The organism is Actinoplanes sp. NPDC051861 (assembly GCF_040681145.1).
In the GTDB taxonomy this organism is placed as follows: Bacteria; Actinomycetota; Actinomycetes; order Mycobacteriales; family Micromonosporaceae; genus Actinoplanes.
The window spans coordinates 128307-148987 of the sequence record NZ_JBFAYE010000015.1 but is presented as its reverse complement, the minus strand read 5'-3'; the positions used below and the strand labels follow the sequence as shown (position 1 = coordinate 148987).

The window sequence follows — 20681 nt, the reverse complement described above, 5'->3', positions numbered from 1 at the left end:
CTTTGGTACGTCGTACCCGTCGAGCAGCCGCCGTCCTGGCCGGCCTGTTGCTGGCGATCCTGCCGGCAGCCGGCCCGGCCTGGGCGCACAACGGAAAACTCAAACTGGAGGTCGCCGGCGACGGCGCCGCCGGCATCACCGTGCAGGCCAGCCATGCCGACGGGCACCCGCTGGACACACTGGTCCGGCTGGTCCTCACCGCCACCGCAACAGCCGGGCAGGCCGTCGGACCGGTACAACTCGAACCGGCCGGCGAGGGCCAGGGCTTCTACGCCACCGGCCCGATCCTGACCCCCGGCGATTGGCAGGTAACGGTCAGCGCGCCGGCACCGCACACCAGCAAGGTGACCGTCCAGGTGCGCGCCGGCGCCGCCCAGACGGCTCCCCCACAGGCCGCACCGCTCCCGGACGGCTCGTCCTCGTCGCGGTGGTGGTCGGTCGCACTCGGCGTCGTCGCCGTCCTGGCGATAACCGCGGCGCTGTGGCTGAAGGTCCGCTGGCGAAAACCCCAGGCCTGAAGATCCTCGTAGGGTAGGGCCCATGCTTGAGTCCCAGCGCGAACCTGTGCCGCTCAACGACGACGGTGAGAGGGACACGGTGCTGGCGTTCCTGTCCTTCGCCCGGTCCTGCGTGTTGAAGAAGCTCGACGGTTTGGGTGAGGAGCAGCTACGCCGCCGCCTGGTCCTTTCGGACACGACACTCCTGGGGCTGGTGCAGCACCTGACCGACGGTGAGCGCTACTGGTTCGGCTACACACTGGCAGGTGACCAGCGATACGCCGCACTCGACTTCGACATGACGGTCCCGCCGGACCGGTCCGCGGAACAGGTCATCGCCGCATATCGGGCGGCGATCGCGGAGAGCGACGCCCACATCCGCGCGGCCGGCGACCCCGAAACCCGCACTGCCGTTCCGGTGGCCGACGAGCCCCGTACGCTCCGCTGGGTGCTCGCACACATGACGAGCGAGACCGTCCGACACGCCGGCCACGCCGACATCCTGCGCGAACTCATCGACGGCACCACCGGCCGCTGATCGGACGCGCGACAGACGTTGGCCGAACCCTCGTCCGGAGGTCGCGGTATCGAGTGGACTGCCCGACTGCCTGTAACTCGGCTGTATGCGGCATTTCTAGGGTTGTCCTGACGTACCACTCCGAAAGGACCCCTGATGCCCAAAACCCTCACCCGTCTGGCGGTAACCGGCGCCCTGATCGCAGGCGCCCTGGCCACCGCCGCCGGCCCGGCAGCCGCCGCCCGCCCCTGGGTCCTGATGGGCTACTACGACACCTACGCCGACTGCTCCCGCGACGGCTCAGCCGCCGTCCGCGGGCCCGTGTACTCCGAGTACTCCTGCTATCTGGTCCGCCTCAACGGCTACGAACTCTGGCTCCGTTAGCCACCCGGCCGCCCCCGCACTTCCCAGCAACCGCCCAAAGCGGGCGCTCGGCAGCGGAGGTGCGGGCGGCGAGGCCGATCCGAGATACCGGCCAATCGGGGCCGCTACCGACCGGCCGAACGAGCCAACCGGCCGACGGGCACGACGCCTGTCAGCGGCGCTGGCCGCGGTAGCCGATCGGTCCCTCCCCGGCCCGCTGGTAGGTGCCCAGGAAACCGCCGTCGGCGAACGCGACCGTGCAGTGGTTGCCGCGGCTGTCGCGCCAGCTCAACCTGGTGGCCGGGCTGTCGGGCACGCCCACCGCGACGAGCAGGTCTCCGGAACGGTGCCACCGGCCGCCCCAGCCGTCCTCGGCCGAGAAGCGCCGGGCCTGGCTGGCCACGGTGTCGCGCCCGATCAGGCGGCCGCGGAACTCTCTCGGCTGCTCGCCCGGCCGCCGGCGCCAGCCGTAGAAGGCGGTCTGCTGCTTCTCGAACGTGATCGCGTACTCGGCGCCGGACGTGTCCGCCCAGGCCACCTGCTCGAGGACGGCCTGCTCGCCGCGGTCGATGAAGACGGTGACCTCGCCGGCGTCGGTCGCGTACCGCAGCGCGGGCTCGGCGATCGCCTGCCGTTCGAGCGCCAGGCCCGCCTGATCGTGTGCGTGCATCGGGTCGATCGTCACCCGGTACAGCCACAGCATGCTGCGGGCGTCGTCGCCGCTCTCGATCCGCAGCGTGTTCCGGCCGGCTGCCAACTGCTCGGCCGGGACCGCGAAGGCCACCCGTTGCGGGAGTCCGCCGCCGTTCGGGATCCGCAGCCGGTCGGCCAGCCGTTTGCCGTTGAGGCGGACGGTGAGCGGGGCGTATCCCGGCTCCCGGGAGAGCATCGACGCGAGCGCCCGCAGGGCGACGCAGGCCTCGCGGACGACGGCCGGGTCGGGCACGTCGAACTCCAGCTCGACCGACCCGCCGGCGTGGACGCCCAGGTGGTCGTCCACGGCCGAAGCCCGGTCGGCCTCGACGATCGTGATGTTCCCGGTCCGTGGCGGCGCGCTGCCGAAGTCGGCGTAGGTGGGTTCCATCTGGACCCCGGTACGCAGCGGGGTCGCCGGCACGTCGGGTGACGACGGGCGCAGCAGCACCTCGTACGAGAGAACGGTGTGCTCGCCGTTGCCGTATCCGATGTTGGCGGCGCCGAAGGCGGGCCGCACCTTGCCGATGTGCAACGTCCCGGGCGCAACCGCCGCGCGGGCGACGTAGAGCGGTTCGCCGTCGCGCTCACGACCCGCCGGGAGCGCACCCGCGGGCACCGCGCCACCGGAGGCGACGCCCCAGACCCCGCGGCCCATCAGCACCTCGTACTCGTCGATGCTTACCTCGTTGCCGCCCCAGGTGGCCTGGGCCGCACCGAAGCCGGGCCGGACCTTGCCCGGGTGCACGCCGCCGTACATGCGGACGCGGCACACCCACAGCGGCTCGCCGTCGGCCTCGTAGCCGTGCGGCGCCGCACCGGCCGGAATCCGACCGCCGCGTGCGGCCTCCCACCGATATCCATCAGCAGACGAATGCATTCCACGGACACTAGATCAACAACACCACCGGCCTTCGCCCAGCAGCAACCGGGGGCAAGCCCCCGCGTGGTACCGCGGTACCACGCCGGATGAGCACCGTGGTCGGATGGCGGGCCGCCTGGCCGTCCGTAACGTCGGCCTGGTGATCGAAGTTCACGACCTGACCAGGAGGTACGGCGGCGTCTCGGCAGTGCGGAACGTGTCGTTCCGCCTGGAGCCCGGTGTCCTGCACGGGATCGTCGGCCCGGCCGGCGCCGGCAAGTCCACGACGCTGCGCCTGATGGTCGGGCTGGACCGGGCCACGTCCGGTTGGTGCCTGTTCGACGGCCGGTCCTACCGTGATCTGGCGTACCCGCTTCGGGAGGTCGGCGTCCTGCTCGCCCCGACGCCGGCTCATCCCGGCCGCACCGGTCGCGACCACCTGCGGATCCTCGCCCGGACCCACGGGATCCCGGACCGCCGCGCCGACGAGGTCCTGGAGATGACCGGGCTGGCCGACGTCGCGCGGCTGCGGGCCGGCGCCTATTCCCCCGGCCTGCGGCAGCGGCTCGGCCTGGCCGGCGCGCTGCTGGGTGACCCGCCGGCCCTGCTGCTCGACGATCCGGCTGCCGGACTGGACCCGGACGGTGTCGCCTGGCTTCGCGTCCTGCTCCGCACGCTCGCCCGAGAGGGCCGGGCCGTCCTGGTCACCGGCCGCCTGACCGGTGAACTGGCCAGCGACGTCGACCGGCTGGTCATTCTCGGTCGGGGTCGGGTGCTCGCCGACGCGCCGACGGCCGAGGTGATCTCGCGGAACACGGTCCCCGCGGTGCGGGTCCGCCCGGACCGCCCGGACGACCTGGAGAAGCTGCTGCGCGGGCACGGCGCGGCCGTCGCCCTGCGCCCGGACGGCCGCCTGGAGATCACCGGGCTGACCTCAGCCGACATCGCCGGGCTGGCCGTCCGCGCCGGGATCCTGCTGATCGAGAACACCCCGGTGCACGCCTCCCTCGATGACGTATACCTGGCTCTGGCCCGCGGCCGATGATCCGCCTCGTCGCCGCCGAGTGGCTGAAACTCCGTACCCTGAAATCGCTCTGGGTCTGCGCGGGAACCGCGCTGGTCCTCACCCCCGCAGCCGCGACGCTGTCCAGGCTCCTGGCCGCCGCGGTCCTCCAGGCGATGATCATCGTGCTGGCGGCCGTCGTGCCCGGTTCGGAGTTCGCCACCGGGACCATCCGGACGACCTTCCTGGCCACACCCCGCCGGATCGCCGTGATGATCGCAAAGGCCCTGGTGGTGACCGTGGTCGCGGCGGTGCTCGGGGGCGGGTGCCTGATGCTGACGTACGCCGTCGATGTGCGCTACGGCACAGTCGTGGGCCGGCTGGCCGTCGATATCGGATACTGCGTGCTCGTGGCGTTGTTCGCGTTCGCCGTCACGCTCGCCGTCAAGCACACGGCGTCCGCTGTCAGCCTCGCTCTCAGCGCCGTCCTGCTGGTCAGATTGGTGCTGATGGTGGTGAGCATGATGTTCGGGGCCGACCCGTCGACGGCTCTCTGGAACCTCTGACCCGTGGAGCCCGACACCGGGATCCGGGTCTTCTGGGCCAGCCATCCCCACCTGGCCACCGTCATCGTCGTCGCGGTCAGCCTCGCGGCCGGCCTCGACTTCGACATGCTGACCGGCGACATGACCCGAGCCGGCTGGTGGGCGGTGGCCGTCAACACGGTGATCTCGCTGGCGCTGATCTGGCGGCGGTCGTGGCCGTGGGCGGTGCTGGCGGTGACCGTGACCGGCGACGTCCTGTCCGGCGACACCCAGCTGATCGCGTTCGCTGTGGTGATGTATTCGCTGGTGGTGCATCGTTCGTTGCAGGCTGCGACGATCGGCGCGGTGCTCTCCGTGGCCGTGCTCGGGGTGGACACCTTCCTCGACGAGGGCCGTTACGGGCTCGGCCCCTTCATCGGCCTCTACGGGCTCGCGGTGATCATTTCGGTGCTGGTCGGCGCGACCGTCGCTACCCGCCGCCGGCACGTGCGGTCGCTGGAGGACCGGGCCGCCCGGCTGGCCCGGGAGAAGGAGCAGGAAGGCAAGCTGGCCGCGGCCCGCGAGCGCGTGCGGATCGCCCACGACATGCACGACATCGTCGCCCACAACCTGACCATCATGGTACGGCTGGCCGACGGCGCGACCGCGGTCGCCGAAACCGACCCGGAGCGCTCCCGTAAGGCCGTGCAGCGGGTCGCCGCCCTGGGACGGGAGGCGATGACCGACATGCGCCGGCTGCTCGGTGTGCTACGCGACGACAGCCCGGACACCCCCGGTGACCTGGAGAGCCTGATCGAGACGTTCCGGATCGCCGGTCTGCCGGTGACCTTGCGCCGCCACGGGCCGGATCCGTCCTCACCGGGTCTGCAGCGGGTGGTGTTCCGGGTCGTGCAGGAATCGCTGACCAACGCGCTGCGCTACGCCGACCGGCCCACCGACGTCCTGGTCGACCTGGACTACGGCGACGACCCGATCCGGATCGTGGTCTCCGACGACGGCCGGGGCACCACGCCGGCCCCGTCGGTCGGCAGCGAGCAGGGTCTGAACGCGATGCGCGAACGAGTCGCCATGTACGGCGGCACCGTCGAGGCCGGCCGTCAGGTGGTCGGATGGACCGTACGAGTGACCCTGCCCCATCCCGCAGAAGGCGCCGATGTCTGAGATAACCCTGCTGCTCGTGGACGACCAGGAACTGCTGCGCGAGGGCATGGCCATGGTCCTCGGCGCGACACCCGGCCTGCGCATCGTCGGTGAGGCCGGCGACGGCCGGGCCGGCGCCCTGCTGGCCCGGGACCGGCGCCCCGACGTGGTGCTGATGGACGTCCGAATGCCGATCATGGACGGGATCGAGGCGACGCGGGACATCGTCGCCAACTGTCCCGGCACCCGGGTCCTCATCCTGACCACGTTCGACCTGGACGAGTACGCGTTCACCGGCCTGCGCGCCGGGGCCAGCGGCTTCCTGCTCAAGGACGCACCCTCGGCCGACCTGATCGACGCGGTCCGCACCGTCGCGGCCGGCGCGGCGGTGGTCTCGCCCCGGATCACCCGCGCCCTGCTCGACCACTACCAGGGCGGACGGGCCCCCGACCCGGCAGGCACCAACCTGCTGGAGGAGCTGACCGCCCGGGAACGCGAGGTGCTGGTCGCGATCGGCCGTGGACTGTCCAACCCGGAGATCGCCGGAGAACTGTTCCTGTCCGAGTCGACGGTGAAGACCCATGTCGGCCGGGTGCTGGCCAAACTCGGGGCCCGCGACCGGGTGCACGCGGTGATCTGGGCGCACACGAACGGGCTCGTCTGAGCCGTGGTACCGCGGTACCACACGGGATGAGCACCGTGGTCGGATGGCTGTCCGGCGGGGCGTCCGTAGTGTCATTCCCGTGAACGAGGTCGATGAGAACGGCCTCTGACCAGGAGGAATGTGTCATGCCCACCAGAACCCGCGTCAACCCCCTCGTGATCTGGGCGCCGGTCTCGGTCGCCGCGCTCGTCGCCGCGTTCGTGGCCTGGATCGGCTGGCCGGTCGGGCCCGCCCAGCTGCCGGAAGGCGCCTCGACCGTCGACGTCTATCTGATCAGTGACGAGCTGAGCCGGCCGACCGAGCGCGGCCAGACCGACGGCTGGTTCGGCGGCCTCGGCCTGCCGTGCGGCACCGACGCGTGGTACGTCGAGGCGAACAACACCGCGATGTGCGCGACGCTGGACGGCCCGAAGGGCACCGTCGTCGTGAACACCGGGGACAAGCAGATCTCCCTGCCCGACGCGTCGCAGACCGCGTTGAAGGCCTGGGCCACCGAGGCCGACGCCGGCACCGACCAGCACACCACCCGCGTCCTGCTGGTGCAGGACAGCATCGCGGTCGCGGTCGTCGCCCTGGCCAGTCCGGCCACCGCCGCCCCGGTCGACTAGCCCCACCTGAGTCGCTTGACGGGCGTCACCAACGTCCGTGGCACAGTCGCGCCCTTTATTAGGAAAGGAAGTCCGATGAACACCAAAATCTCCCGAATCAGCGCCCTCGCCGTCCTCGTGCTCGTCTCCGCCACCGCGCAGGCGTGCTCGTCCAGAACGACGACGACCACCGCGCCGTCCGCCCCCGCCGCCCCGGCCGTCACGACCTCGGCGGCCCCGGCTGCCACCGCCGAGCGCGTGGAGCCGGTCGTCAAGAGCACCCCGCGGAGCAAGCCGGCCGGCAAGAAGCCGAAGCTGCCGGAGGCGCAGTCCCTCGTCACGGTCACGGCCGCGGGCTCCGGCGCCTCGATCACCGACCTGGGCGAGGGCTACCTGAGCGCCGCCAAGAACGGTACGGCGCTCCAGTTCCACCTGATCCACGCCGACGACAAGAGCAACGACTATCAGTTCAGCCTGGCCGGACCCAAGAATCTGTGCCTGGAACAGGCCCTCGACCCGTTCGGCAGTCTCCGGCTCAAGCCGTGCGACATCGAGAAGGCCGAGCAGCTGTTCGCGATCACACCGGCCGCCGACGGCTACTACATCGGCAGCAAGCATGCCGAATACCTCTACCAGGGCGCCGGCGACGTCGCGTCGTTCGACGTCACCCCCGACTTCGAGCCCGACCACTGGACCTTCGTGGTGAAGGGCTCCGAGCCGCTCGACTGACCGACCCGTCCTGTCCGACGCCCGGCCCACTACGGCCGGGCGTCGGGTGTTTCCATCGCCGTGAGGCGGTAGCGCGCAACGAGATCTTGGCGAGTTCGGCCCGTATTCGCACCCGAACCCTCCAAGATCTAAGCCGGGCTGGCCGGCCCGCACAGAGCGTTCTCGACGACCGCATCGGTGGCTCGCTGGTGCTGCAGGGCCATGTCCGGCCGCGTACCCGACACCGACACCGACACGCTGCGACGGCCGTCGCGGGTAACGCCGTTGTCGCTGGTGTAGCCGCTGCCACCGCCCGGGTGGCTCCAGTACGTGCCGCCGCACGGCAGCGGCCGCTCGAACAGGCCCAGCCCGTACCTGGCCCCTGGCAGCAGCTCCTCGAACTCCGGCCCGAGCGGCATCGTGCGGGTCATCTCGGCAAGCTGCGCCGGCGGCAGCAGCCGGCCGCCGAGCAGCGCTCGGAAGAAGCGGTTCACGTCCGCGGTGGTCGAGATGAACGCCGCGCCGCCGTCGGCGATGACCTGCTCAGTGACGTCGGTCAGTACGCCGGCATCGAACTCGTGGTAGCCGCGCGCATGCGGGTCGGGCAGTGTCGGCCGGGTGCCGGGCCACGTCGTGTCGCGCATACCGGCCCGGTCGACGACGCGCCGCCGCACCTCCTCGTGCCAGGGGCGTCCGGTGACCTTGTCGATCACCATCTCGGCCACGACGTAGCCGACGTTCGAGTACCGCCACGCCGTGCCCGGCGGATGGTCGGGCACGTGCCGCAGGGTCCGCGCGAGCAGTTGGGCCGGTGCGTACACGTCGTACCGGTGCTCGTAGTAGTCGGCGGCGGTGTCGAAGTCAGGCATGTCGTCGTGCAGGCCGCTGGTGTGCTGGAGCAGGTGCCGGACGGTGATGGCGTGGCCGTCGTTGCCGTTGCCGCGGATCACGCCCGGTAGCCACTTCTCCACCGGGTCGTCGAGGCCCATTCGCCCCTCAGCCACCAGTTGCAACACCACCGTCGCGACGAAGGCCTTGCCGGTGCTGGCGATGCGGGCCCGGCCGTTCGGCGGCATCCGGCGGCCGGTCCGCAGGTCGGCGACGCCGGCGGTCGCGACGAGCGCGCGACCGTCCGGGGTCACCAGACGTGCCTGCACTCCTGGCAGACCCAGCGTATGCACGGCTGTGGTGTCACGACGGAGCCGGTCGAGGTCCGTCAGCCCTCCGGAGCCGGCATGCGCGTCAGCGGTGACGCCGGCTCCCGCGACCAGTGCGATCGCGGTCACTGCGATTCGTAAACATTTCATGCCTGGAAACCTAGGAATCCGCGGCGCCGCACCCCATACCGTTGGCTACCGTATCGAGGGCTACAGCTGGCTGTAGTGCGAGCCGATGATCGGTTCAGGTACAGATGTGGTCATGAGACGACGGCGGGCCACGGGCTACCTCCTGGCGATCCTCGGCACGGCGGTGGTGTCACTGCCCGCCCTGCCGGTGCTGTGCCTGCCCGGCGTGCGCGAGCGGTGGGCTCGGTTGCACCTGCGGCTGGCCGGCGACCCGCGGTGGCATCCGGTCCGGTTCCGCCGGCATCTGCTGTGGCTGACCGTCCACCTCGCCACCGGACTCCCTCTGGGACTGTTCGCCCTGCTGGTCGCCGGCAACCTCGTGACTGCCGTGATCGCCATGACGCTCTGGTGGTCGTTTCCGGCCGATGAGCCGGTCACGCTGTTCGTCGAGGTGCCGGTCGCCGGGTGGGCGACCGCGATCGGGCTCGGCGTCGTGCAGTTCGCTGTGCTCGCGGCGGTGATCTACGGGACGTTCCCGGCGTTGGCCGGCGCCCATGTCCGGGTCACCCGCTGGGCATTGACGCCGTCGGAGGCCGAGCGGCTGGCCGGCCGGGTCGCCGATCTCACCCGTACCCGGGCCGACGTGCTCGACGCGCACAGCGCCGAACTGCGTCGCATCGAACGTGATCTGCACGACGGCGCCCAGGCCCGGCTCGTCGCGGTGGCGATGCGCCTCGCGGTGGCGCGGCAGGCCGCCGGCGATCCCGAACTGGTGAACCGGCTGGTCGCCGAGGCGCATCAGGGCACCGAGGAGGCGATGGCCGAGCTGCGTACGGTCATCCGCACCACCTACCCGCCGATTTTGGCCGACCGGGGCCTGGCCGGCGCGCTCGTCGCCGTGGCGGCCCACAGCGGCCTACCCACCACAGTCGACGCCGGTGACCTCGGCCGGGTACCCGCCGCGGTGGAGACGGTGGCATACTTCGCGGTCACCGAAGCGCTGAGCAACGTCACCCGGCACAGTCGCGCCACCCGGGCAGGCGTCCGCGCGTCCCGTCACGGCAAGCTGTTGACCGTGACGGTGACCGACGACGGCGCCGGCGGGGCGGACGAAGCACGCGGAACCGGCCTCGCCGGTATCCGTCGGCGGGCGGGCGCCCTCGACGGCACACTTACCGTGCGCAGCCCGATGGGCGGCCCGACCGAGATCATCCTGGAGGTGCCGTGCTCCGAGCGGTGATCGCTGAGGACAACGACTTTCTGTCCGGTGGCTTGGAGCTGATGCTCAGCACCAACGGCTTCACCGTGGTCGCGACCGTCGCCGACGCCGACTCGTTCCTCGACGCGGTCGACGAACACCGCCCCGACGTGACCGTCGTCGACGTCCGGCTGCCACCGACGTTCCGCGACGAGGGCATCCGAGCCGCCATCGAGGCCCGGCGCCGCCACCCGGGCCTGCCGGTGATGGTGTTCTCCCAGTACGTCGAGCGGGAGTACGCCACTCAGCTGCTCGCCGGGGCCCCGCGCGGCATCGGTTACCTGCTCAAGGACCGGGTCAGCCGCATCGACGTGTTCATCGAGGCGCTCCGCAGAGTGGCCGGCGGCGACACCGCCTTCGACCCCGAGGTCATCGCCCAGCTGCTGACCCGGGCCAGCGACGACCCAGTCTCCACGCTGACCCCGCGCGAGCGGGAGGTGCTCGCACTGATGGCCGAGGGCCACGACAACACCGAGATCGCCGGCCGGCTGTTCATCACCGCGAACGCCGTGCACAAGCACATCAACGCCATCTTCGCCAAGCTGGGTCTGGCGCCGACTGACGGCGGTCACCGACGCGTGCTCGCCGTCCTGACATATCTCGCGGCCTCGGGCCGGCGTCCCCTGACCTGAGGAGCACTCAAGGCGCTGCTCCCGATCTGCTCCCACAAGCATGACAAAACGCCCGGCCTAGTGGATCACAAGGCCGAGCGTCTTCGCAGCTAGCAGTACTCGTGGGCAATACTGGGATCGAACCAGTGACCTCTCCGGTGTGAACGTAGCCCGATCAAGCTGCTGACCAGCAGAAACGCGGATCTGGCCTGCTCAGCTGCCGTCGCCCGACGCTGCTGAACGCCGTTCGGCGCTGTTCGACGCTGCTAATTTCAACCCCGCGTGCTCCCCGTCTGATCGTCGGTTTTGGGAGCAGCGCCGCACCGCCTACCCCGAAGATCCCGATTTCATCGTGGCGACGCTCCCCACCATCGCTGAGAACAGCCTCTGAGCAGGGAGAACCATCATGGCCGGCGAGGAGCAGGTGCTCCCACACACCGCCGCATCTCGGCCGAGCCAACGACCTGGTCGGGTCAGCGCCGTGCTCTCGATGCGTTCCTCATGGGCTAGGACCCCGCCCGCACCCCCGGTCCAACAGCTCCTGCGCCGCCTCATAGGCATCCTGCAGAACGACCATCCCAACTCCCGCGACGCCTACCTACAACTCGCACCAATCGCCCAGTTCAGCAGGCGCTCCGGCACACCACAGAAAGGGCGCCTATGCGCAAGCGCGAGACAACGTCAACTATACCGCGAGGCTTGGCACCAATTCCTGAAAATTCCCCTTCGCCAGCGCCTCTACTGCTATTGAAATCTCAGCCTTTGTTACCGATGCAACGACGAGGAGATTAGATACCGCAAAGAAAGCGCGGTCCGAGTTCAGTTCGTCATCGAGTTCCTGACTCAAGCGGATTCGGTCATAAACGGTCAATTCGAACATCTGACCGCCCGCAATGACTGCCACTCCCACCAAGTATCCTTTTGCCTCGGTCTCGGCCTCATAGCCATCGAGATATTCAGGAAACTTGATTTCATACGACTTTGCCACGGTCACCCGCCCCCACCGCACATGCACTTAATCTTCGAAAGTTCTTCGGTATATCTTTCAGGGGTAAGGTTAGCCCCCGGCGCAGGCACGATTTCATAATGGTTCAGGTCCCTTCCGCGCTGGATAATGCGCAGCGTACCGGGCACCGAATCCATATCGAGTCCATGCGGTTCAAAACCCTTGCTTGAAATACTGTCAGCATTATCGAACAGCGATACACCGTGAGTTTCTTTCACGAATCCGGTCGTAGGGTCGACCTTATAATCGTTTGGCCTCGGCACGAAGCTCGGCGCTCCGCCTCGGGCGCCACGGAAGTACGACGACGGCCCGCACCCAACGTTATGGACCAAAACCGGCACGTTGCCGGCGAGCACATAGTACGTGTGCAGGTCTGCGACCGTAAGGTTATAGGCGCTGGCGTACCGGTGGTCCGAGATATCAAAGCCGTCAACGCGCGCGGTCCCGGTAGGAGTTCGGACGAGGTCGCCTCGATCAAGCTCTTCGGCACCCTCCCAGCGGCGATCGGTCACGTTCCAAAACGGGTGATCCTCAGTGGTGACGAGCCGGTTCCCGTCGATGGTCAGGACATAAAGGTCATCATCGTGAACCCAGAGCTTTTGGACCGCCCGAGCACCTTGCTCGCCGTCCTCCGCGTCGGCCGCGAGCACTTCATCGCCAGCTTCGACATCTTCGATGGCCTTAGTTGTCCCGTCGGGGAGCAGAACCTTGGTGTTTCCCGAGAAACTGCACGCTGCTGAGAGCAACTTCGAGCCTGCCGCCGCACCGGTGACAGCACCGCCCGCGCCGAGTACCGACCCTCCGCCGTACATGATGGCGGCTGCCTCGCCGTCGGCGATGGCCATGGCTGCCGAGACACAGCCTGCCGCTGCCACGGTGCATACCAACGGGACGATGATGGCGCCGACGATCGCCGCGGTGATGAGCAGTGATTCCGTCCTGGAGCGTTTGCGTGCGAAGGGGTTCGATCCGAGGCACTCGGTCGAGTCCGACGCCATGTGGGCGCACAGGAGATACCAGTTGTCGTTGCTCTTGCTCGCGAACTCGGCCAGCTTGCCGACGGTGTAGTCCTTGTACTGGTATTGGTAGTCCGGCAGGACCTGCTTGAGCGCCTCGGGGACGTCGACGGGCTGGTCGCTGAGGTTGACCTGCTTGTCGTCGTTTCCACCGCCGTTGTTGTTGCCGCCGGGGTTGGTGGCCTTGTCGGTGCCGTCGTAGACATTGCCGGTGCCGCCGCCGATGACCGCGCCCGTGTCCGGGTTGAAGCGAACCCCGTTGCCGGACCCATCGCCCGTGTCGCCGGCCAGGCCGCTTGGGTCGGAAAGGGTGATGGGGTTGTCTCCGGCGTATGTGTATCCGCCCAGCTCGTTCAGATTGGCCGGCTGCAGCAGCGGGTCGGCGCTGATGAAGCGGCCGAGCACCGGGTCGTACTTGCGAGCACCGAGATCGGTGTACCCGGTAGCGGCGTCCTTCGGCGCGTGGAGGTAGCCGCGGGTGAAGTCAGGCCAGGCTGTTGGGTTGGCGTTGGCACGGTCCTCGCCGTACGGCTTGTACTGCTTGCGGGAGACCAGTTGCGTGCTCGTGTCGATGGAAAGGCTCGCGGTGCCGTGCCGGTCGTTGAAGAGGTACGAGGTGCCACCGCCGGGCAGCGTGGAGCGGATCGCGACGACGCCCGCGCCGCCGTGGCTGTAATTGCGGACGGCACCAAGAACGACGGCCGGGCTGACGCCGGTATTGACAACGATCTCGGAGTCGCCCACGAAGAGACTGGTTCGGCCCGGGTCGCGGCGGATCAACTGATTGCCGTCGGCGTCGTAGAGGTACTTGGTCGTTCCGGCGTTGGCCCCGGTCGTGGTCACATGGGCCAGTCGGCCCTCGGCATCCCACGTCAGCGTCTGGTTGTTGCCGCTGGCCGCGGTGCGGCTGAGCAGATTGCCCGCGACGTCATAGACGAACTTGGTGGGGTCGCCCCCGCCCTTCGTCTCGGTGAGCGTGTGCGGCTGCCCGCCGGAGGAGGTGCCGTTCGTGTAAGTGGTGGTGATGTCGGCACCGCCGTTGGCGGAGTGTTCCACCAACTGCTCGCGGTCACCGATCGCACTGTAGGAATAGGTCTGCCAGTAGGAGCCGACCGTGTTGGACACCCCGCCGGCTGTCGGCTGGGTAGTAGAGGCCCCGGGGCAGTCGCCGGCCGCGGTCCACGCGTTGACGAGGCGGGCCAGGCCGTCGTACCGGTAGCACTGGGCGTCGGTCACGGTGTTGCCGGTCTCCGACTGCTTGTTGACGGCTGACAGCGGATTGCCCGCGTCATCGTAGGTATAGCGAGTTTCGTCGATCAGCGGACCAATGCCCTTACTGCGGTGGATGGACCTCCCGGTCAAGCGCAGCGTGTGCTCGTCGTACGCATAGATCGCCTGCACCTCGTTGGTGCTGTCACCCAGTCGCACGTGCGACGGTTGCCCGAAGTCCGTGTAGACGTTGTCCGCGACGTAGAGGTCGACGCCCGAGGTCTTGACGGGCGCGCCGAGCCGGTCGCGCGTGTAGGTGATGACCTCGCCCGGCAGTCCGCCGGCCTCGGGATCCTCCTGGCTGACAACCTCCGACGCACCGGAGCCGCACACTGCCATTCGGCACGGCGGTCGCCGCATTGATCACTTCCGCGACTTTCGCGGTAGCCGGCCCCGCGCAGGCAGCCCCGCCTGAACCGCAGCCGACCACGCCTCCCGCCAATCCGGTCACGCGAGCCACCCAGCCGGTCGGCCAGGCACCGGATCAGACGGTTCCCGCCGAGGCCGTGCCGGACGCGGCGAAGCCCATTGCGGAGGCGCTGGCAACGGCGAAGAAGAGCGGCCGGGCGACACCTGTCCCCGCACTCACCGATGCGTACTCGACCACGACAGCCGGCCCGGACGGCACCTTCGCTACGACGTACTCGGTCACACCGCAGCGCGTCAACAAGGGCGGCAAGTGGACTGCGATCGACACCACCCTGGTCCGGCGCAAGGACGGCTCGTACGCGCCGAGGGCAGCGGCGGCCGACGTCTCGTTCGGCGGCGGCAAGACCACCGATCTCGTCAGTCTCAAGAGCGGCGGAAAGGCACTGCGCTTCACCTGGCTGAGGAAACTCCCTGAGCCGACCGTCGTCGAGGACACCGCCACCTATGCGAATGTTTTGCCCGATGTGGACCTGCAGGTCACCGCGAACGCCACCGGATATTCGTCGATCTTCGTTCTGAAGACCCGGGAGGCGGCCGAGAACGCAGATGTGCGCAGGCTCAGCCTCGGCCTCAACGGAGGTGGCCTCGAGATCGCGGCCACCGGCGACGGCGGTGCGGAGGCCGCCGACCCACGCACCGGCCGAACCATCTTCCGTGCGAACACGGCGCTGATGTGGGACAGCACGCCCACCAGCGACGATCCCGCCGAGGCCGGCGCCATGGCAAGGGCTTTGAGTAGCCCGAAGGCAACGCAGGAGGCGGCGGCTCTCTACGGGAGGAACCGGGCCCGGGCGCAACTGGCGTTCGGCGGCGGAAAGCAGACGCTGACCCTGGACAACGCCCTGCTCATCGCGAAGACCACCAAGTATCCCGTCTTCGTCGACCCCGACTGGGGCGTCAATTTCAATGGCAGTCAGTCGGCGTGGGCACGCATCTCCAGCAACGGCTGGAACGTCTACAACTCGACAGCGACCAGCGGGGCCTACAGCCCTCGCTTCGGCCTCGACGACTGGCCCGACGGCGACGGCGAACGAGCCCGCTCCTACTACAAGATCAACACAGCGGGCATCAAAGGCGCCACCGTTAAATCCGCTCTAATGTATTTCCAGCACCGCTGGTCGGCTTCGTGCTACGACACCGCAGCGGTCCTGTATGCGACCGGTACTCCGGCCGGGTGGACCTCATCAACGCTGAACTGGGGCAAGGAGCCCTCGCGCGGTGCGCTGCTGGGCACGCAGATGGGCCGCGAGCTCAACTGCGGCACCTCGAAGCCAGCCGCGAGCCCGAGCTCGTTCGCGTTCGACGTCACCGGCCACATCCAGTCGCTGGCCAACGCCAAGAAGGACGCCGCGTACTTCTTGATCGAGGCAAAGAACATGAACGACAAATATTCCTGGAAGCAGCTCCAGTACAAGGGCGGCGCCAGTCTGACCGTGAGGTACAGCTACGCGCCGACGCTGAACCCGGATGACGGCCTGCAGCACGTGTTCCCCTCGTCCACCGACAGCGGCAAGGTCATCACCACCTCCCGAACGCCAACACTGCGGTGGCGGGCCACCAACCGCTTCCCCAACGGCATCGAGCGCAACCTGATGATCGACTGCCACGTGGAGGAGAGGGCCACGGGACGGCTGGTCACGTACGGATACGGCCCCGGCGCCACCACGTACAACAAGAACGGCTCGGACTGGACCGTCCCCACGCAGTTGCCCGACGGCGAATACCGCTGGCGGGTGACGGCCAAGAACGCCGACGGCCTGTGGGCGCCCGCGTGGGGCCCTTACATGTACTTCACGGTCGACCTGAGCGCACCGAACCCACCAACGATCAAGTCGACACAGTTTCCCCAGGGCATGGTCGGGGACAACTTCACCGACAAGGGACGCTTCCTTTTCGGCACCGACGGGAAGAACAACGTCAAGGGCTACATGTTCACGCTCGACGGTGATCTGAACGGTGTCGTGTACAACTCCAGCATCACCCCGTGGACCGCAAGCACGACGATCACCAGGGGCGCCGTCTACTACGCCAAGGCCGACAACAACGACGGCACCGGAACCGTGTCCCTCAACGGCACCGCCGCACCGAGCTTCGCCCCCGGCATCGCGGGCACGCACATCGTCAGAGCTAAGGCGGTTGATCAGGCGGGATCGACCTCGGCTCAGACGGAATACGGGTTCACTGCCGGCACTTCCACTCCGGTGTACGCGTACGGCGACGGGTTGCACTACGGCTGGACGGCGACGAACAGCGACGGCACCACGACCGAGGTGCCGAAAGCCACCACCACGAGCACGACCGGTTATGTGACGCCCCAGCCTCAGGGGGCCGGTTACCAGTTCGTCCACGGGGTTCAAGCGATGCTCTCGGACAAGTCGACGACGTCAAAGGTCGCGTCCGGTGACAGTGCCGTCTTCTCGTTCAACATCCCGCAGGCGGGTGTCTGGGAGATCGGCGCGAATCTGACCACGGCGCCCGACTACGGCAGATACGCGCTGACGATCGACGACGGCCGGACGAAACCGGCCGTTCTCACCACGGACTTTGACGCGTACTCCACACGGGTCACGACGGTCTACAAGAGTTTCGGCCTCATCAAGGACGCCTCGAACGTGCCGATCGTTCTCGGCAAGGGCGTGCACACTCTCACCCTCAAACTGATCGGCAAGAACGCCGCATCGGGCGGTTACCAGGCGGGTATCGACGTGCTGCGGCTAAACAGAGTCGTGGGCTGCCCGATCAACGACACCAAGGACTGCCTGAACAGCAAGGCGATCAGCACGTACACCCCGGGAGCCACCCCACCAGTGACCGAGGCCGACGCCGACGGCTGGGGCTGGAGTTTGAACGCCGGCGACTTCAGGAATGCCGGATGGACCCCCGGCGGCACAGTCACCGCACATGGCGCCGCGATCAAGCTGCCGCCGAGCTGGGGTGACGGCACGAACGACAACATGCTCGCCGCGGGTCAGCTGGTCACCGTTCCCGACAGCGGCGTAGTGAACAAGGGCAACGCCGTCGTCTTCCTCGGCTTCTCGGTCAACGGCGACTTCAAGGGCGCCACAGGCCGCATCACCTACGCCAAGGACAGCGGCTGCAATGTCTCCTCGCAGGCCTACACCATCGACTGGATGCCCGACTGGGCTTACGCCCCCACCGGCAACACCGTGCTCGTCATGCCGACCCGCAACAAAGCCGGCGACAAGACCTACTCCGGTGTCACCCCGAGCGTCATCGCTATCAGCGTTCCCCTGGTCTGCCCCGGCGCACGGGTCGCCAGCGTCTCGCTGCCGCTGGTGTCAAACACCGTCCAGAGCGGCGTGAACTCGCTGCACATCCTCGGTCTGGGTATCAGGCCGGTCTCGAGCACAGGCAGCGGAGCGGACAAGACCCGTTGGGTAGGCAGCTGGGCGGCCGCGCAGGACACGGGCGCCGTCCAGTCTCCGACCGGCATCGCCAAGCTGAACGCGCAGACCCTGCGCATCCCGGCACATTTGAGCATCGGTAGCACCGACCCCGGCCGGGTACGGGTCCGCCTCGCCAACAGCCAGGGCACCAAACCGATCACTTTCGATGCGGCCTCGATAGCGCTGCAGGACCCCGCGACGGCCGACGCGACGGCGATGGACACGCCGGTGCCGCTCACATTCGGCGGAGCCACTGCGGTCACCCTCCCTGCCGGTACCGACGTGCTGAGCGACCCTATCGATCTGACCGTTCCGGACCAGGCGACGGTGCTGGTCAGTCTGCAGGTTCGCGGGCTAGCGGCCGACGGCCTGGCCGGACACGGGAATGCCAGGTCACCGGCGTACGTGAGCGCCTCCGACGGCGTTGACCACACCGGTACGGTAGACGGTGGACGGTTCACCCGCTCGACCATGACCGGGATCCCGTTCCTGGCGGGCGTCGACGTCAGCACCCCGGCTGACGACCCGAAGGGCGCTCTGGTGCTCTACGGCGATCAGACCGTCAACTCCGACACCGCCGCGGGCGACGGGCTGAGCCAGCTCAGCGATCATCTGGCGACAGCACTGTCCAGCGACGAGTACGGCACCCGCTACCCGATCCGGACCGGTGTGCTGAATCTCGGCAGCAGCAGCCAGGGCAACAAGCTCCTGCTGCCACGGGTGGCCAACCGCCTTCTGCCGGAAAACGCGTACGGCCTGGTCGACCGGGACATCATCAGTCAGACGAACGCACGTATTGTGCTGATCTCGGCGGGCACCAGCGACCTGCTCACCTGCACCGGCACGGCGGACACGTGCGCCAACACGGTCAACACGAAGCTCAACGCCTTGGCCGCGCAGCTGCAGCAGTACAGGACTGACGACGCACTCGACCACGAGATACACGTTCCATCCTCCAGCCGCACGCTGAAGGTGTATGTCGCGACGCTGCCTCCCTTCGCCGGCGCCTACACCGCGGCTCAGGAGGCAGCGCGCCAACTCGTCAACGCGCACATCATGGGTGGCGGTGGGGTGCCCAACATGGGGGGTTACGCCGACGGCGCGATCGACTTCGCCGCTGCCGTGACCGTTGAGGGCACTGCTACGGTCAGGCCAGAGCTCCTGTCGGGTGGCAGCCCGAACGATCTCTACTACCAGAGCCTGGCCCTGCAGTACGCCCAGGAGGCACACCAGATCGACGGTGTCCGTGGCGACGGCGCGGTGACCGGTGGAGACGACGGGAGCCCTGTCGGTGAGTGGCTGCTGAACGGAGACGGCACCGACACCACCGGGGTCGGCGGCGTGTACCACGACGCGCAGTTGACCGATGTGACGTGGTCCCTCGGCCGGCGCCCGGATATCAAGTCCGGCACGTTCAACGGGTCGACAAGCCGGGCCGTTACCGGGCTTCCCCTCAACACGGCCAAGACGTTCACCGTCACCGCCTGGGTCCGGCTGACCGACCGGTCACAGGACCGGAACGTCTTCGTCCGTGACACCGGCGGCAATGCGGCACTGTACTTCCAGTACCGCAAGGCGGACGACAGGTGGCTGGCGCAGATGCCGTCAGCGGCCTCCGGCGACACGGTCGTATGGAACGACGCGGTCTCCAACGAGCCGCCGAAGACGGGCGTCTGGACCCACCTGGCCGCCGTCTACGACGCATCCGTCAACAACCTCGCGCTCTATGTCGACGGAAAGTCGCAGGCCGGCGTCCAGGATGTGCACCCGTTCCATGACCCGAACGGAACGACGGAGATCAGCGGCGGCCGCAACCGCTTCGCCGGCGACATCGCCGAGGTGCGCGTGTGGCAACGGGCCTTGCTCGAGGGCGATCTCAGGTCTGAGGTGGCGCCGAGACAACCGGTCGTGTCCTGGCAGTTCGAGAATCAAAGTTCGCCGGCCACCGCGACGGACTCCTCCGGGCGTGATCCCGACGCGCCGGGAACCTTCACCGGCGGCGTGACGTGGAAGACGGACGAGGGACACCCGAACCCAGCCGGCACGACGGATGGCACCGACAAGGACCGGGGCGCGATCACCCTGAACGGCACGAGCGGCGCTGTGACCACCAGAGCGCGGCTGCGCACCGACCAGTCCTTCACCGTCGCCGCCTGGGCCCGACTGACCGACGACACCCGGTTCGTCAACGTCGTCGGCCAGTCCGGCACCGTTTCGAGCGGTTTCCAGCTCAACTACGGCATCACCTGCAAGTGCTGGCGGTTCGTCCTGCCCACCGCAGACGGCACCACCCCCGTCTCGACCCACGTCCAGGACGCTGTTCCGGCGGCGCTGAACACCTGGACCCACCTCGCCGCCGTCTATGACGCGGCCGCCGGCACGGCCATGCTGTACGTCAACGGCAAGCCGGCCAGCGTCCCGGTGGCACACACGGCCAACTGGAACTCGACCGGCGCCTTCACAGTCGGCCGCGCACGGTGGAACAACCTCGACACCGACTACTTCAAGGGCGACATCGACGACGTCGTCGCCTACCAGGAGGCCCTGACACCGGAGAACATCGACAATCTGATGCGGAAGGAATCGCCGTAAGGCTGACCTTCAGTCGATCCTGACCCCCGCGAGGTCTCCCTCGCGGGGGTCGTTTCGTCGGGAGTCAACTGCGGTGGCCGAGACTTGACGAACTGACGGCTCCTGCCGCCGAGTGGTGGTCAGCCAGCGGACAGAACTCGGTAATACAGCACAGGCCAGTAAAGCCGAGGCGACGTTGCTGACCGCCGCCGGGCTGCGTACGGCGCCCTACGGCGCTGCCCGGCACGG

At 68.4% G+C, this 20681-nt stretch carries 16 protein-coding genes; 12 read left to right on the top strand and 4 right to left on the bottom strand.

Annotated features, from left to right (window positions below; genetic code table 11):
- Positions 1-2 precede the first annotated feature (2 nt).
- The 3 genes from AB0M02_RS31905 (at position 3) to AB0M02_RS31895 (ending at position 1398) form a co-directional block, all read left to right on the top strand.
- Positions 3-518 (top strand): hypothetical protein, encoded by a 516-nt coding sequence (locus AB0M02_RS31905; RefSeq protein WP_364233587.1) that lies wholly within the window; start codon positions 3-5, stop codon positions 516-518.
- 22 nt (positions 519-540) lie between these two features.
- The gene (locus AB0M02_RS31900) at positions 541-1035 is read left to right on the top strand and encodes a DinB family protein (RefSeq protein WP_364233585.1); all 495 of its coding nucleotides are present in this window, start codon (positions 541-543) and stop codon (positions 1033-1035) included.
- Between the two features lie 135 nt (positions 1036-1170).
- Entirely contained in the window at positions 1171-1398 is a 228-nt protein-coding gene (locus AB0M02_RS31895; protein WP_364233583.1) for a hypothetical protein, read from the top strand.
- Positions 1399-1549: 151 nt separating this feature from the next.
- On the opposite strand, the gene AB0M02_RS31890 is transcribed toward AB0M02_RS31895, so the two are convergent.
- The gene (locus tag AB0M02_RS31890; RefSeq protein WP_364233581.1) at positions 1550-2950 is read right to left on the bottom strand and encodes a DM9 repeat-containing protein; all 1401 of its coding nucleotides are present in this window, start codon (positions 2948-2950) and stop codon (positions 1550-1552) included.
- 106 nt (positions 2951-3056) lie between these two features.
- Between AB0M02_RS31890 and AB0M02_RS31885 the strand changes: the two genes are divergently transcribed.
- The 6 genes from AB0M02_RS31885 to AB0M02_RS31860 all read left to right on the top strand — a co-directional run bounded on the left by AB0M02_RS31885 (position 3057) and on the right by AB0M02_RS31860 (position 7600).
- Positions 3057-3977, top strand: coding sequence for an ATP-binding cassette domain-containing protein (locus AB0M02_RS31885; RefSeq protein WP_364233578.1), 921 nt, complete (start codon positions 3057-3059; stop codon positions 3975-3977).
- Positions 3974-4501, top strand: coding sequence for a hypothetical protein (locus AB0M02_RS31880; protein WP_364233576.1), 528 nt, complete (start codon positions 3974-3976; stop codon positions 4499-4501). Before AB0M02_RS31885 ends, AB0M02_RS31880 begins: the two co-directional genes overlap by 4 nt.
- Before the next feature lie 3 nt (positions 4502-4504).
- Complete coding sequence (locus AB0M02_RS31875) at positions 4505-5641, top strand: sensor histidine kinase (RefSeq protein WP_364233574.1); 1137 nt, start codon at positions 4505-4507, stop codon at positions 5639-5641.
- Positions 5634-6284: a response regulator transcription factor gene (locus tag AB0M02_RS31870; RefSeq protein ID WP_364233572.1), complete on the top strand. Its 651-nt coding sequence runs from the start codon at positions 5634-5636 to the stop codon at positions 6282-6284. The genes AB0M02_RS31875 and AB0M02_RS31870 overlap by 8 nt, the downstream gene beginning before the upstream one ends.
- Positions 6285-6409: 125 nt before the next feature.
- Positions 6410-6892, top strand: a complete 483-nt coding sequence (locus AB0M02_RS31865; protein ID WP_364233569.1) for a hypothetical protein — start codon at positions 6410-6412, stop codon at positions 6890-6892.
- A gap of 75 nt (positions 6893-6967) precedes the next feature.
- Positions 6968-7600, top strand: coding sequence for a hypothetical protein (locus tag AB0M02_RS31860; protein ID WP_364233567.1), 633 nt, complete (start codon positions 6968-6970; stop codon positions 7598-7600).
- A 128-nt stretch (positions 7601-7728) separates the two neighbouring features.
- Here AB0M02_RS31860 and AB0M02_RS31855 read toward each other — a convergent pair whose 3' ends face one another.
- Complete coding sequence (locus tag AB0M02_RS31855; RefSeq protein WP_364233564.1) at positions 7729-8886, bottom strand: serine hydrolase domain-containing protein; 1158 nt, start codon at positions 8884-8886, stop codon at positions 7729-7731.
- A 112-nt stretch (positions 8887-8998) separates the two neighbouring features.
- Here AB0M02_RS31855 and AB0M02_RS31850 point away from each other — a divergent pair, with 112 nt between their 5' ends.
- Together AB0M02_RS31850 and AB0M02_RS31845 are read left to right on the top strand one after the other, a co-directional pair.
- Positions 8999-10105, top strand: a complete 1107-nt coding sequence (locus AB0M02_RS31850; RefSeq protein WP_364233561.1) for a histidine kinase — start codon at positions 8999-9001, stop codon at positions 10103-10105.
- 41 nt (positions 10106-10146) lie between these two features.
- Positions 10147-10755, top strand: coding sequence for a response regulator transcription factor (locus AB0M02_RS31845; protein WP_364233694.1), 609 nt, complete (start codon positions 10147-10149; stop codon positions 10753-10755).
- Positions 10756-11419: 664 nt separating this feature from the next.
- Here the strand turns inward: AB0M02_RS31845 and AB0M02_RS31840 are convergent.
- Entirely contained in the window at positions 11420-11728 is a 309-nt protein-coding gene (locus AB0M02_RS31840; protein ID WP_364233559.1) for a hypothetical protein, read from the bottom strand.
- Complete coding sequence (locus tag AB0M02_RS31835; RefSeq protein ID WP_364233557.1) at positions 11725-14385, bottom strand: polymorphic toxin-type HINT domain-containing protein; 2661 nt, start codon at positions 14383-14385, stop codon at positions 11725-11727. Before AB0M02_RS31835 ends, AB0M02_RS31840 begins: the two co-directional genes overlap by 4 nt.
- Here AB0M02_RS31835 and AB0M02_RS31830 point away from each other — a divergent pair.
- Positions 14385-20453, top strand: a complete 6069-nt coding sequence (locus tag AB0M02_RS31830; protein ID WP_364233554.1) for a LamG-like jellyroll fold domain-containing protein — start codon at positions 14385-14387, stop codon at positions 20451-20453. The genes AB0M02_RS31835 and AB0M02_RS31830 overlap by 1 nt on opposite strands.
- The last annotated feature ends 228 nt before the right edge of the window (positions 20454-20681 follow it).

Bases quoted from the DNA above. Each gene is read 5' to 3' on its own strand.
- AB0M02_RS31900 (WP_364233585.1), top strand. From the start codon at position 541: ATGCTTGAGTCCCAGCGCGAACCTGTGCCGCTCAACGACGACGGTGAG.
- AB0M02_RS31895 (WP_364233583.1), top strand. From the start codon at position 1,171: ATGCCCAAAACCCTCACCCGTCTGGCGGTAACCGGCGCCCTGATCGCA.
- AB0M02_RS31890 (WP_364233581.1), bottom strand. From the start codon at position 2,950: ATGCATTCGTCTGCTGATGGATATCGGTGGGAGGCCGCACGCGGCGGT.
- AB0M02_RS31885 (WP_364233578.1), top strand. From the start codon at position 3,057: ATGGCGGGCCGCCTGGCCGTCCGTAACGTCGGCCTGGTGATCGAAGTT.
- AB0M02_RS31880 (WP_364233576.1), top strand. From the start codon at position 3,974: ATGATCCGCCTCGTCGCCGCCGAGTGGCTGAAACTCCGTACCCTGAAA.
- AB0M02_RS31870 (WP_364233572.1), top strand. From the start codon at position 5,634: ATGTCTGAGATAACCCTGCTGCTCGTGGACGACCAGGAACTGCTGCGC.
- AB0M02_RS31865 (WP_364233569.1), top strand. From the start codon at position 6,410: ATGCCCACCAGAACCCGCGTCAACCCCCTCGTGATCTGGGCGCCGGTC.
- AB0M02_RS31860 (WP_364233567.1), top strand. From the start codon at position 6,968: ATGAACACCAAAATCTCCCGAATCAGCGCCCTCGCCGTCCTCGTGCTC.
- AB0M02_RS31855 (WP_364233564.1), bottom strand. From the start codon at position 8,886: ATGAAATGTTTACGAATCGCAGTGACCGCGATCGCACTGGTCGCGGGA.
- AB0M02_RS31850 (WP_364233561.1), top strand. From the start codon at position 8,999: ATGAGACGACGGCGGGCCACGGGCTACCTCCTGGCGATCCTCGGCACG.
- AB0M02_RS31845 (WP_364233694.1), top strand. From the start codon at position 10,147: ATGCTCAGCACCAACGGCTTCACCGTGGTCGCGACCGTCGCCGACGCC.
- AB0M02_RS31835 (WP_364233557.1), bottom strand. From the start codon at position 14,385: ATGCGGCGACCGCCGTGCCGAATGGCAGTGTGCGGCTCCGGTGCGTCG.